Genomic DNA, 12,989 nt, shown 5'->3' on the forward strand with positions numbered 1-12,989 from the left:
CATCAGTTCAGCGCGGAAAGACGCGCATTCAGACGCCCGCGCGTGATCGCCGCGATCTGCGCCAATGCCTCGTCCAGCTCCTGCTGCGTGCTGCGGCCGATACGTCGTTCCAGCGCGCTGAATATGCCCTCTCGCGTGTAATGCCGCACGCAAATGATGAACGGAAAGCCGTGCCGCTCGAGATAAGCCGCATTGAGCCGGTCGAGCGCGGCTTCCTGTTCGACCGGCATCGCGTCGAGTCCGGCGCTCTTTTGTTCGGCATCCGAATCCGCCGTCATCGTTCCCGAACGGATGTTCGCACCGGACAGCAGCGGATGCTGATTGAGAAAGGCGCGCTGGCCGTTGGCGTCGAGCTTGCGGATGACGTCCATCATCGCGTCATGCAGCGCCGCTTCGGAGACGAACGGACGCGCGCTCCACGCGCCTTCCGCCGCCTGCGGAAAGTGCTCGAACACGCTGGCGAACGCGCCGACGAAGGCCGAGTGATCCAGCGCATTGACCGGTTCGAGATTGATCGACTGTGACATGAACTGCTTTCTCCTATAAGGCACGCCGCATTCGCCTGGCGTCGATTGGCGATTCGTGCCGAGTATAGGAAGCGCGCGCCGCAGCGGCGAGACAGCCGATCCTATTGACCACATAACAGAACGCGATAGCCCTATTGACGATGCATGTCGCGCAGCGCGCGCAATTCCTGCGCGGCCGCCGTCAGCATGCCGCGCAGCCAGACATGCGAAGCCGAACGATGCCGCGACGGGTGCCACAGCTGATAAAAGCGCATGAATGGAAACTCGATCGGCGGATCGAGCACGGCGAGCGGCAGATGTTGCGCGTGATAGTTGGCGAAATGACGGCCCGTCGTGAGGATGAGATCGGTGCCGGGAATCAGGCTGGGCGCGAGATTGAAGTACGGACAGCTCACGCGATTGTCGCGATGCACGCGCATGGTGCTGAGCCCGGTATCGACGACGCCGCGCTGATCGCGTGAATACGGCGCCGGCACGATGTGCGACGCGCTCAGATAGTCTTCAGCATCGAACTTGCCTGATTGCGCGTAGACGCTGTCGCGCGCCACCACACACACCACGTCGTCCTCGAGCAGCACGGACAAGTGCAAGTGCTCCGGCGGATTGGGCCAATTGCCGATGACGATATCCGGCGAGCCTTCGGAAAGACCTTGCTCGTAATTGAACGAGGCCGAGAGCGGCACGGCGACGATGCGCGCATGCGGTGCGGCGCGCCTGAATTCGCGCACGACATGCGCGAAAAAGGGCGGCGCCAGATAGTCGGGCATGCCCACGGTGAAGCTTTGCTCGGTGGTGGCGGGATCGAAATGATCGTCGGATACGAGCAGGTTATCGAGCGCGCTCAAGGCGGCCTGCGCGCTCTGCGCGAGCTGGATCGCGCGCTCGGTGGGCACCATCACGTTCTTTTCGCGCGTGAGCAGCGGGTCGTTGAAGATGGCGCGCAGCCGCTTGAGCGCCGAACTGATGGCCGGCTGCGACTGGTTCATACGAATAGCCGTGCGCGACACGCTGCGCTCGCCGATCAGCGTGCACAGCACGCGCAGCAGATAGGTATCGAATGGATCGTCGGTGCGATTCATGGTGAGTTCCGTGCCTGAATGGTTCGCCTGGCTGCGCCGCTATTCTGCCAGCCAGCATCGGCATAACTCATTCGTGGCGGCGGCGCTAGGGTAATCCATAGGTGGGAAAAGGCGCCGTTGGAAAACGCGCGAAGCCGCGTCGCATAAGGCTTTGCAACCCATATACGTGTTGCTATGGGGCTTATTGGCCCGTCCCCTGTTCCCGATTTTTCGGCCGTTTCTATACTTGCTTCCAACCGGTCGCACGGCCGTATCCGCGCGACGCAAACCGACTGGAAAGGAGAAACCATGTCGCTCATCAAACAGGAGATGCCGGTATTCGCCAGCGAGGCCGAGAGCGCCGAAGCGAGCGTCTATCGCAAGATCTCGTGGCGTTTGCTGCCGTTTCTCGGCGTGCTGTGGGTGCTCGCGTGGCTGGACCGCGTGAACATCGGCTTTGCCAAGTTGCAGATGCTGGATTCGCTGCATTTCAGCGAAGCGGTCTATGGCCTCGGGGCGGGCATATTCTTTATCGGCTACTTCCTGTTCGAAGTGCCCTCGAACATGCTGCTGCAAAAGATCGGCGCGAAAAAGACGATCATGCGCATCACGATCTGCTGGGGCATCATCTGCATGCTGCAAACGCATGTCACCACGCCCACGCAGTTCTATGTGCTGCGCTTCCTGCTCGGCGCATTCGAAGCGGGCTTCTATCCCGGCGTGATTCTCTATCTCACGTACTGGTATCCGTCGCAACGGCGCGCGCGGGCCTTCGGCACGTTCATGTCGGCGTCGGCGATCGCGGGTGTGCTCGGCGGTCCGCTCGCGGGCTGGATCATGACGTCGATGGGCGGCGTGCATGGCATGCACGGCTGGCAATGGCTCTTCGTTCTCGAAGGCATTCCGTCCGTGCTCGCCGGCATCTTCGCGTGGTTCTACATGACCGACAAGCCCGAGCAGGCGCGCTGGCTGTCCGACGATGAAAAGCGCGTCGTGCTCGATGCCCTGCAACGCGACAATGCCGCGATGGGCGAACGCGGTCACGACTGGCGCTCGCTCTTCACCAATCGCAAGGTGTGGCTCCTGATCGCGATCTTCTTCTGCCTGCTGTGCGCTAACTCGACGCTGACGTTCTGGATTCCGACCGTCATCAAGGATGTGGGCGTGAGCACGCCGATGGCCGTCGGCTGGATCGCGGCAGTCGCCTATCTTTGTGGCGCGGCCGGCATGATCATCAACGGCGCGCATTCTGATCGCAGCAATGAAGTGCGCTGGCACTTCAGCGGCGCGGCGATCGTGGGCGGCATATCGATGGCCGTGCTCGCCGTGCTGATGGGCTTCGACAAGATCTCGCCGGTCATCGCATTGCTGGCCATGACGGCATCGCTCGTCGGCACCATGAGCGCGATCCCCGTGTTCTGGCAATTGCCCAACCGTTATCTCGCGGGCAGCGCGGCGGCGATCGGTGTGGCGCTCATCAATTCCGTTTCGAATCTCGCGGGCTTCGGTGCGCCCTACGCAATGGGCCTCATCAAGAATGCGACAGGCAAGGTAACAACCGGTCTGTATCTCGTGGCCATCATCGAAGTTATCGCCGCGGTGCTGGTCATCATCGGCATCCGCAAGCTCGGCAACAAACAAGAGGCCTGACATGCGCGACAAAGACACTTCCGCGGCTTTCGATGTGAGCCGCCGCCGCTTTGCCCTGCAATCGGTCGCGCTCGGCGGCAGCATGTTGATGGCAAAGGCCGCACTGGCCGCCGACGCGCCGGCTGCGGCCGCGCCCAACCAGACGACGGGCCCCGTGCAACAGGACGGGCTGAGCCCGCGCCTCACGATGCACGGTCTCGACACGTGGCACGGCACGCCGGCGGCGGGCATGCGCGTGGACCTGTTCGCGATCGAGGACGGAAAATCGAAGCTATTGCAGACGATCACACTCGCCGCGAGCGGCCGCAGCGAGCCGCCGCTTCTGATCGGCGATGCGTACCGCGTGGGCACGTATGAACTGTTATTGCATGCGGACGACTATTTCGCCGCGCGCAAGGCAAATCTGCCGCAGCCGCTCTTTCTCTCGAAGATACCGCTGCGCTTTCGCATCACCGACGCAAACCAGCGCATTCACTTGCCGGTGTTGTTCGGGCCGTGGAGCTACAACTATTACCGCGGCAGTTGAGCGGGCCATAAACGAAACGCGAGATCAGGAGACACATCATGGCCGCAGGCATCACCACGCATGTACTCGACGTCGCGCTCGGCAAGCCCGCCGCCGGCATGCAGATCGAACTGTTCGACGTCGGCACGCAACCGCCGACGCTGCTCGCGCGCACGCGCACCAATCGCGACGGCCGCACCGACGCGCCGATTCTCCCCGCCGCGCAGGCGCGCGCGGGCAACTTCGAATTGCGCTTCTGGGTGGCGGACTACTTCAAGACGCCCGATGTATTCGCGGATGTCGTGCCGGTGCGCTTCACACTCGCGGATGCAGCGCAGCACTACCATGTGCCGCTGCTGTGCTCGCCGTGGAGCTTCGGTACATATCGCGGGAGTTGAGGCGCCGCTCGCTCTGCTTTACAGGCCCTGCATCATCGATCAGAATGGAAACGCAATCGCTGCATCATTCACGATGATAAAGAGGCATATCGATGGAACTTCGACACTTGAAGATCTTCTGCGCCGTGGCCGAAACGGGCAGCTTCACCGCGGCGGCGGAGAAAGTGCACAACGTTCAGTCGAATGTCACGATGCGCATCAAGGAGCTGGAAAGCGAACTGGGCCAGCAATTGTTCGTGCGCTCCAAAGGCGGTGTGGTGCTCACTTCCGCAGGGCATACATTCTTGGGTTATGCACGGCGCGTATTGCAACTGATGGATGAAAGCCGCAGCGCCATGCTCGATGCCACCACGCCGAAAGGCCCGCTGCGGCTCGGCTCCATGGAAACCACGGCTGCGATCCGCTTGCCGAAAGTACTCGCGAAATATCACAAGAAATATCCGCAAGTACAGCTTTCGCTCATTACCGGCACGACGAGCGAGCTTATCAAGGCAGTGGAGAACCATCGGCTCGATGGCGCTTTCGTCGGCGGATTTCATCAGAATGCCGCGCTGCATCAGGAAGAAGTGTTTCGCGAGGAGCTCGCGTTGCTGAGCAGCGTGCAGTTTCGTTCGCTTGATCAGCTGATCGAACAGATATCGCGGCAGACGGTGCTCTTGTTCAGAACCGGCTGCTTTTATCGTTCGACGCTCGAGCAATGGTTTTATCAGTCCGGTCTCATCCCCGGGCAAATCATGGAACTGGGCACGCTGGACGGAATCATGTCGTGCGTCGCGGCGGGAATGGGCATTACGCTCTTGCCGAAGGCGGTGGTCGAACGTCACGTCAGCAGGCGTTCCGTTCGATGTCACGCGCTTCCGCCCGCGTTCGCCAATGTGACGACGGTCTTCATCCGCAATCAGGATGCCGTGGTGACGCCGGCTTTATCAGCCCTGCTGGCCCTCGCGCACGAACAGTTCGGCAATGGGATGGAGGCTTCGAATATCGGTTCCGAACTGACGCTTGCGGATAGCGTGAATGTATAGACGAAAATAAGTGCGCCCGCATGCGAATGCGGGCGCACTTCGTCATATCGCACCGAATCAAGCGTAACGAAGCTGCAATGCGCCTTCACGCTCGAAACTCAATCCCCTGGCGAGCTCGGCCACACGCTCGGCGGCGGGCATCACGCGATCGATCTTACCCACGCCCTGCCCCGCATAAAGCGATAACTTCTGCGCCATTTTCGGCTTGTCGACGATGCGCGCGCCACCGCCCATGAATCGAAGCACATTCCAGCGATCATGATTCGGCATGACCCGGTGCGGCGTGCCATATTTCCAGCCGAACGAATAGCCTGTGCGGTATTCGGTATCGTCGACAGTCGCCTCCACGATCTTCTGCTTGTAAAGCGGATGCGCGTTGGATTCCTCGCAGGCCACGAACGCCGTGCCCACCAGTACGCCGGACGCGCCCATGCTCATCACCGTTTCGACATCGCGCCGGTTCGTGATGCCGCCTGCTGCGAGCACGGGCGTATTTCCCGCGATCGCAAGAATGCCAGGCAATAAGGACAGCAGCCCGATCGTGCCGCGATTCAAATGGCCGCCGCTTTCGCTGCCCTGCGCGGTGATGATATCGGCGCCGTTATCGAGTGCCCGGCGCGCCAGTTCGACCGAGCCGACCTGAACCATCACCACCATCCCGGCGTCTTGCGCGCGTCTGATCATATCCGGATAGGCTTCCGCATAGAAAAGCGAAAGCATCTTCGGCTTTTCTTCAAGCACCACCTGAAATTGCGCTTCGAATACATCCGGTCCGCCGAACGACGGCACGAGATTCACGCCGAAGGGCTGATCCGTCAGCGTTCGCGTCTCTCCGATCCAGCGACGCAACGCGAGCGGCGGCAGCCTCAGACCGCCAAGCGTAGCCATTGCGCCGGCATTCGCGACCGCAGCGACCAGCTTAGGGCCGGAGATCGCCGCCATGCCCGCGAGAAAGATCGGATATCGGACACCGCAAAGTGCCGTCACAGCATGCGACTGTTCTTTTCGATGGATTGCAGTCATGGTTCAGAGCTCCACATGCTTGCCAAGCATTCGTTTGAGGGAATCGTTCTTCAACACGAAGTGATTTTTGAAAGCGCCGAACATGTGCAAGGCGAGTCCGCACACGAATGCGCCCGCGCCGATGTCGAAAAGCACGGCGAAGACGCGCGCCGCGCCGGCATGCGGGCTCATGAGCGCAGGGATGACGACACCGCCCGGCAATTCGACCGCCACCCCCGCGCTCGATTTCGCGAGCCAGGCGGCAACGGGCAGCAGCACCATCGCGAGCGCCAGTCCGACAGCGACGGAGCGGCTCACGATCACTTCCACCGGATTCGGCGTGCCCACCGGCAACGGATGCCATGACGTGATGCGCGCGTAGAACCGGTAGATCGAAAGCGGAAACAGGAGCGTTGCGCATAGATTGACGAAGCGCTGCGACGCGCTCGCGGGCTCGACAAGCGCGGCGATTTTCGACGCAATGATCGCGAGCACGAGCAACGCGATCATCCAGTGAAGCGCGATCGTGATCGGCGAAAACCCGAGGCCGTTGTCTTTGAACTTGAAACGCCCCGGATGTCCGGGCATGACGCCTTGCTGAACTTTGGACATGACGACTCCTTTCGAGAATCAATGACTCGCCGCGCCCGACGCGCCGATGCCGGTCTGCGCACGAACGAACTGGTCGTGAAATCTTTCCCGTTCTTCATTGGCCTGAGCCCGGCGGTCGGTCACCGAGCCGAGCCACATGAAGAAGAATGCGACGCTCATCGAGATGATCGCCGGATAGTCGTACGGGAATACCGGCGCGGCGTGCCCCAGCACCTTGACCCAAACCGCCGGCGAAAGCACGACGAGCGCGATCGCGCTCACGAGCCCCGCAATGCCACCGATAAGCGCGCCGCGCGTCGTCAGGCCTTTCCAGTAGATGGAAAGCATGAGCACCGGAAAGTTGACCGAAGCGGCAATGCTGAATGTCAGGGCAACGAGAAAGGCAACGTTCTGGTCCTTGAACAGCATGCCGAGCACGATGGCTATCAACGCAATTCCGATCGAAGCAATGCGCGAAACGCGCTTCTCGCTCGCGAGCGTGGCCTGATTCTTCTTGTAGACCATCGCATAGAGATCGTGTGCAATCGCGGATGTGCCTGCCATCGTGAGGCCGGCAACGACTGCGAGAATCGTCGCAAAGGCAACGGCGGAGAGAAAGCCGAGCGCCGGATCGCCGCCCAGCGCCTTCGCGAGATGCATCACGGGCATGTTCGAGCCGCCGATCAACTTGCCGCCGATCATTCCGCCTTCGTAGAAGAGCGGATTGCGCCCGACGATTCCGATCGCGGCTACCCCGAGCAAGGCGACGACGAGAAAGAAATAACCGATGAAGCCGGTCGCGACAAACACCGACTTGCGCGCTTCCTTCGCATCGCGCACCGTGAAGAAGCGCATCAGGATATGCGGCAGACCCGATGTGCCGAACACGAGCCCGACGGACAGCGAGAGCATCGCGAAAGGATCGGCGACGAGCTTGCTCGGCAGCATGATCGCAGGGCCATTCTTATGCGTTTCGATCGCCTGCGCGAACATCGCGTCGAGCGAGAAGCCGAATTGCCTGAGCGCCAGACATGCCAGCAAGCTCGTACCGAACAGCATCAGCACGGCCTTGATGATCTGCACCCACGTCGTCGCGACCATGCCGCCGAAGGTGACGTAGACAGCCATCAATACCCCGACGATCACGACCGCCTGGTTATAGCTGAGACCGAAGAGAAGCTGAATCAATTGCCCCGCTCCGACCATCTGCACCACGAGATAGAAGCAGACCACCGTGAGTGAGCCGAACGCCATCATCGTCCGGGTTTTTCGCTGATCCAGCCGGAAAGCTGCGATATCGGCGATGGTGACCTGTCCCAGATTCCTTATCCGCTCGGCGAACAGGAACATCAACAGCGGCCACGCGACGAAAAAGCTCACGGCGTAGATCATGCCGTCATAACCGTTGAAGAAGATCATGCTCGTCAAGCCGAGCAACGCGGCGGCCGACATGTAATCGCCCGCGAGTGCGAGACCGTTTTGAAATCCGGTGATCGAGCCGCCCGCGTTATAGAAGTCTTTCATGGAGCGCGTCTTCGAAGCCGACCAGAAAGTTATCGCGAGCGTGGCGACGACGAAGACCAGGAACATGGAAATGGCCGTCAGATTCAGCGGCTGTCTTTGCGCATGGCCGGCGATTTCGGGCGCGGCGAGCGCGGATTGCGTGGCGGATGCCAAGAGCCACGCGACGCTCATCGAAACACGACGTTTCATTGGCCGCCTCCGCTCAGAATCTCGTTCGTGAGCGCGTCGAACTCGCTGTTCGCGCGATGAATGTAAAGCCCCGTGAGAAGCCATGTCCCGGCGATGAGCAGCACGCCGACGGTCCAGCCTGTCGTAATGACGCTCGCGCCGAACACCCGCGCCGCGAGAAGCTTGGGCGCGAATCCGGCTACCAGCACGAAGGCGTAATACGGCACGAGCGTGCCGAGCGTCAGACGCGCGATGAACCTGCGCCGACGCGAAACCAGCCGTTTGAAAGCGGGCGTCAGCCAGATGTTCTGGCCGGCAGTCGATGTCGTCACGATGTCTCCTGTCTTCGGAATGTCATGGCGCATTCCGGACGGAGCCGGATGCGAGCTTTTTTGCTGTTTCCGAAAAGATAGGCGCAGGATGGTCTCATGTAAAATGATGATTGATGATACTTTCCATCACTATCGATGAACTGAGTTCGACGCCCGCACTGGCCGCGATCGTGCCGCGTATCGTTCTCACAATTCGCTTATCGCGTTTTGAAATTGAACTCGCGGACAACAAAGTTAGAGAAAAAGTCGAACACCCTTCTCGCTTTGCTCTTTCGATAAGACAGGAATTAAAGTGCTCAACGTGCGTCGTGCCGCATAAATGCAAAAGCGCTTCGCGCTAACCTTCTTTGTCACCTATTTGCACGAATTTTCTCTAGCGCATTGCTCATGTGCATGGCATAGTGCAAAAAAACATTTATTAGAGGTAAGTCATGCCAACGCTCGAAAGCATTCAGTCACGTATCGAAGCACTTCAAGCGAAAGCCGATGCGCTCATCGCCAGGCAATCCGAAAGCGTGCTGCAAAAGATTCATGATCTTATGTCCCGCCACGGATTGACCGTCTCGGACATCGAACAATACACAGGCACGCGCAAGAAAGCGGGCCGGGCGAATTCAGCACCAAAGCAAGGCACCGTCGCGTATCAGGATCCGAAAACGGGCGCGACATGGAGCGGCCGCGGCCGCGCGCCTGGCTGGATCGCGAATGCCAAGGATCGCAGCAAGTTTGCCGTTGGCGCGAGCGTGAAAGAAACCAAAGCCAAAGGAAAAGCGCGCGCCGCAGTCAAGCGCAAAGGAAAGGGACAGCCGCGCGGTCCTCAACCCGCGCTCTATCGGGATCCGCAAACGGGCGCGACCTGGAGCGGGCGTGGCCGCGCACCCGCATGGCTCGCGTCCGTCGAAGACCGCTCGCCGTTTCTGATTGCCTGATCTTTTCGCCTGACAGCGAATTCCTCTACGGCGGAACTGGTTCAGTTCCGCCGTTCTTATATCGGCCGCGTTTTTTATCTAGACGCGTGGATCGAAATCGAATTCGATCCTGATGCCGCCCGGCTCGTAAATCATCATATGGCGTTTCGGCCCCGCGCCTAGCTGTTCCGGCGCAAATTCCACCGTCACGCCGGGCCAAGCCGACACGCGCTCGAGTATCGTCGCGAGCGCCGCTTCATCCGTTGCGCGCAAGGCGAGATGATGAAGGCCGACATTCTTGCGTCGGTCGAATGCGACGGGAGTCAATTCCTCCTTCACCTGCCATAGCGTCACCAGCAGCTTTCCGTCGGACACGAACACCGCCGGATACTCGGGCCGCTCGCCGACGATCTGCCACCCGAGACCTTGAACGAAGAAATCGCGCGTCGCGTCGAGCTCGCGCACGGTGAGACCCACATGGTCGATTCCAGATGTCAGCATCGTTTCCTCCGGATGGTCGGATAGAAAGCGTGTTCGCACGCCTCGTTCGATTCCGTTGGCATGCTATCCCATTCCGGACATCGCTCATCAGCACGTACTCCATATACGGCGTAATCTGGCTTTATCGACAACACGTCCTGACGGAGAGCGTTCCATGCTGAAGACGACTTATCCGTATTACCTTGCCAACGAGCCCGTCGCCGCGAATACGGATCTCGCGGTCACCGACAAGTTCAGCGGTGAAGTGGCGACGCGCGTCGCGCTCGCCGACGCTCAAGCCATCGACAAGGCAATCGGCCTTGCAGCGGCCGCAATGCCCGAAATGCGCGCCTTTCCTCCATTCAAACGCCAAGCGGTTCTCGAACACTGTGTGAAGCGTTTTCGCGAGCTGGCCGACGATATGGCCATGGCGCTTTGCATCGAAGCCGGCAAGCCAATCAACGATTCACGCGGTGAAGTGACACGGCTCATCGACACGTTCAAGGTTGCGGCTGAAGAATCGGTGCGAATCGACGGCGAAATACTGAACCTCGAAATCTCCCCGCGCGCAAAGGGTTATCGCGGCTATGTGAAACGCGTGCCGATCGGCCCCTGCTCCTTTATCTCGCCCTTCAATTTCCCCTTGAATCTGGCCGCGCACAAGGTCGCGCCCGCGATTGCCGCCGGCGTGCCGTTTGTCATGAAGCCCGCGAGCCGCACGCCGATCGGCGCTTTGATCATCGGCGAAGTTCTCGCGGAAACGGATTTGCCTAAAGGCGCATTCTCGATCCTGCCCGCCCATCGGGACGGCGCCGATCTGTTCACGACCGACGAACGCTTCAAGCTCCTGTCCTTTACCGGCTCGCCCGCAGTCGGATGGGATCTGAAAGCGAAAGCAGGCAAGAAGAAAGTTATTCTGGAACTAGGCGGCAATGCAGCGGCTATCGTGGATGGCGATCAAGGCCATAAGCTCGACTATGTCGTCGACAGGCTCGCATTCGGCGCGTTCTATCAGTCCGGGCAAAGTTGCATCGGCGTGCAGCGGATTCTCATCCAAGCCTCTCTTTACGATGCGTTGCGTGACAAGCTGATCGCGAAAACGACGTCGCTCAGGATGGGCGATCCGAAAGACGAGAAGACTTTCGTCGGGCCGATGATCTCCGAATCCGAATCGAAGCGCCTCGCCGGCTGGATGGAAAACGCGGTGAAAGCCGGCGCGAAAATCATCGCGGGCGGAAAGGTCGATGGCGCGATGTTCGAGGCGACGCTTCTGGAAAACGTCGGACGTGAGACCGATCTCTATCGCAAGGAGGCGTTCGGTCCCATTGCGATTCTCGAAAGATTCGACGATTTCAAGCAAGCGCTCGATACCGTGAACGACAGCGATTTCGGCTTGCAGGCGGGCGTTTTCACGGACTCGCTCGCACATGCGCATCAGGCGTGGGATGAGCTTGAAGTAGGCGGTGTCGTCATCAACGACGTGCCCTCTTTCCGCGTCGACAACATGCCTTATGGCGGCGTGAAGGATTCGGGGCTCGGCCGTGAAGGCATTCGCTACGCGATCGAAGATATGACCGAAGCGCGTTTGATGGTGATGCGCGAAACATGGTGATCCGTGTTCGAGCGTCCAAGCAAAGGGACGCTCGAACGTTCGGGCTATCAGGCGAGCGTCAATTTGACATCGATGTTATTGCGCGTCGCATTCGAATACGGGCACACGATGTGAGCCTTGTCGATCAACGCCTGCGCCTCGTTGCGATCCATGCCCGGCAGCGAGATCTTCAATTCGACTTCGATGCCGAAGCCGTTCGGGATCTGACCGATGCCCACGCTTCCATCGATCGCCACATCTTTCGGCAGTGTGATCTTGTCGCGCGCGGCGACGAATTTCATTGCGCCGATAAAGCACGCGCTATAACCCGCCGCGAAAAGCTGCTCGGGATTCGTGCCGTCGCCGCCACCGCCGCCCAGCTCCTTTGGGGTCGTCAGCTTGAGATCAAGATTGCTTTCGGGCACGGTCGCACGGCCATCGCGCCCGCCGGTGACATGAGCGTGCGCGCGGTATAGAACATTTTCAATCGACATCGTCAGACTCCTGTGTGCGTTGTGTTGAGCGGCCTCGCGGCTTGACCTGCCGCTTCAGCCCGCTGACATGAATTCCCGATGGGACACTACCCCACAGGGGCGCGTTCCAATATCGAAGGATACGCAAGACGCGGCTAGGAGCGTGCGCGGCAGAAATCTGATGTCATCCGGCCGAGCGGAGAAGACGTTGTTAGCAGATGCCAACAAGTTATCTCCCATACGAGCCGCAGCAGCAGATGTTGCTGCCCCACGCGCTGCAAGACTGGCTGCCGGAAGGGCACCTGGCTTATTACATCAGCGACACGGTGGATTCGCTCGACCTGTCAAGCTTCCATGCGCGGTATGCGGGCGGCGGCCCGCGCAATCAACCCTTTCATCCGGCGATGATGGTGAAGGTGCTCGTCTACGGCTATGCGACCGGGGTGTTTTCGTCGCGCAAGCTGGCCAGGAAGCTGCATGAAGATATCGCGTTCCGGGTCCTCGCCGCGGGCAACTATCCGGCGCATCGCACGCTTTGCGACTTTCGCGCCTTTCACTTGAAGGAACTGTCGGAGCTGTTTGTGCAAGTGGTGAAGCTGGCCAAGGAATGCGGACTGGTCAAGCTCGGGACGATTGCCGTTGACGGCACGAAGATCAAGGCCAATGCGTCGCGTCATAAGGCGATGAGTTACGAGCGGATGAAGAAAGCCGAGCTGGAACTCAAAGAACAGATCGATGCGCTGCTGGCCAAGGCGAA

The 12,989-nt window shown here is 60.1% G+C and carries 15 protein-coding genes; 7 read left to right on the top strand and 8 right to left on the bottom strand.

Annotated features, from left to right (window positions below):
- Positions 1-2 precede the first annotated feature (2 nt).
- Complete coding sequence (gene uraD / locus AWB78_RS35375) at positions 3-527, bottom strand: 2-oxo-4-hydroxy-4-carboxy-5-ureidoimidazoline decarboxylase (RefSeq protein WP_062611332.1); 525 nt, start codon at positions 525-527, stop codon at positions 3-5.
- Between the two features lie 131 nt (positions 528-658).
- Positions 659-1,606: a LysR family transcriptional regulator gene (locus AWB78_RS35380; protein ID WP_062611333.1), complete on the bottom strand. Its 948-nt coding sequence runs from the start codon at positions 1,604-1,606 to the stop codon at positions 659-661.
- A 288-nt stretch (positions 1,607-1,894) separates the two neighbouring features.
- On the opposite strand from AWB78_RS35380, the gene AWB78_RS35385 reads away from it, so the two are divergent.
- From AWB78_RS35385 to AWB78_RS35400, 4 genes are all read left to right on the top strand, one after another.
- On the top strand, positions 1,895-3,235 hold the full coding sequence (locus tag AWB78_RS35385; RefSeq protein WP_062611334.1) for an MFS transporter: 1,341 nt from the start codon (positions 1,895-1,897) through the stop codon (positions 3,233-3,235).
- A 1-nt stretch (position 3,236) separates the two neighbouring features.
- Positions 3,237-3,761: a hydroxyisourate hydrolase gene (locus tag AWB78_RS35390; protein ID WP_062611335.1), complete on the top strand. Its 525-nt coding sequence runs from the start codon at positions 3,237-3,239 to the stop codon at positions 3,759-3,761.
- 38 nt (positions 3,762-3,799) lie between these two features.
- On the top strand, positions 3,800-4,138 hold the full coding sequence (gene uraH / locus AWB78_RS35395; protein WP_062611336.1) for a hydroxyisourate hydrolase: 339 nt from the start codon (positions 3,800-3,802) through the stop codon (positions 4,136-4,138).
- 92 nt (positions 4,139-4,230) lie between these two features.
- A complete protein-coding gene (locus AWB78_RS35400; protein WP_062611337.1) occupies positions 4,231-5,163 on the top strand; it encodes a LysR family transcriptional regulator in 933 nt (310 codons plus the stop codon).
- A gap of 57 nt (positions 5,164-5,220) precedes the next feature.
- Here AWB78_RS35400 and AWB78_RS35405 read toward each other — a convergent pair whose 3' ends face one another.
- Genes AWB78_RS35405 through AWB78_RS35420 form a run of 4 tightly spaced genes read right to left on the bottom strand, consistent with a single transcriptional unit; the run spans position 5,221 to position 8,780 of the window.
- Entirely contained in the window at positions 5,221-6,186 is a 966-nt protein-coding gene (locus AWB78_RS35405) for an NAD(P)H-dependent flavin oxidoreductase (protein ID WP_062611339.1), read from the bottom strand.
- A gap of 3 nt (positions 6,187-6,189) precedes the next feature.
- Complete coding sequence (locus tag AWB78_RS35410; protein ID WP_062611340.1) at positions 6,190-6,777, bottom strand: cytochrome b; 588 nt, start codon at positions 6,775-6,777, stop codon at positions 6,190-6,192.
- Positions 6,778-6,795: 18 nt separating this feature from the next.
- Complete coding sequence (locus AWB78_RS35415; RefSeq protein ID WP_062611342.1) at positions 6,796-8,469, bottom strand: cation acetate symporter; 1,674 nt, start codon at positions 8,467-8,469, stop codon at positions 6,796-6,798.
- Positions 8,466-8,780 carry a DUF485 domain-containing protein gene (locus AWB78_RS35420; RefSeq protein ID WP_096031892.1) on the bottom strand — a complete coding sequence of 105 codons (315 nt, stop codon included), beginning with the start codon at positions 8,778-8,780 and terminating at the stop codon, positions 8,466-8,468. Before AWB78_RS35420 ends, AWB78_RS35415 begins: the two co-directional genes overlap by 4 nt.
- A gap of 431 nt (positions 8,781-9,211) precedes the next feature.
- Here AWB78_RS35420 and AWB78_RS35425 point away from each other — a divergent pair, with 431 nt between their 5' ends.
- On the top strand, positions 9,212-9,709 hold the full coding sequence (locus tag AWB78_RS35425) for an H-NS family nucleoid-associated regulatory protein (RefSeq protein ID WP_062611346.1): 498 nt from the start codon (positions 9,212-9,214) through the stop codon (positions 9,707-9,709).
- Between the two features lie 78 nt (positions 9,710-9,787).
- Here the strand turns inward: AWB78_RS35425 and AWB78_RS35430 are convergent, their stop codons facing one another.
- Positions 9,788-10,189: a VOC family protein gene (locus tag AWB78_RS35430; protein WP_062611348.1), complete on the bottom strand. Its 402-nt coding sequence runs from the start codon at positions 10,187-10,189 to the stop codon at positions 9,788-9,790.
- Between the two features lie 154 nt (positions 10,190-10,343).
- Between AWB78_RS35430 and AWB78_RS35435 the strand changes: the two genes are divergently transcribed.
- The gene (locus AWB78_RS35435) at positions 10,344-11,780 is read left to right on the top strand and encodes an aldehyde dehydrogenase family protein (protein ID WP_062611350.1); all 1,437 of its coding nucleotides are present in this window, start codon (positions 10,344-10,346) and stop codon (positions 11,778-11,780) included.
- Positions 11,781-11,827: 47 nt separating this feature from the next.
- On the opposite strand, the gene AWB78_RS35440 is transcribed toward AWB78_RS35435, so the two are convergent.
- The gene (locus AWB78_RS35440) at positions 11,828-12,253 is read right to left on the bottom strand and encodes an organic hydroperoxide resistance protein (protein WP_062611352.1); all 426 of its coding nucleotides are present in this window, start codon (positions 12,251-12,253) and stop codon (positions 11,828-11,830) included.
- Between the two features lie 197 nt (positions 12,254-12,450).
- On the opposite strand from AWB78_RS35440, the gene AWB78_RS35445 reads away from it, so the two are divergent.
- Positions 12,451-12,989: transposase (locus tag AWB78_RS35445; protein ID WP_198399248.1), on the top strand; the 539-nt coding region annotated here is incomplete at its 3' end.

Origin of the sequence: Caballeronia calidae (assembly GCF_900044055.2) — a bacterium.
Classification (GTDB): domain Bacteria; phylum Pseudomonadota; class Gammaproteobacteria; order Burkholderiales; family Burkholderiaceae; genus Caballeronia; species Caballeronia calidae.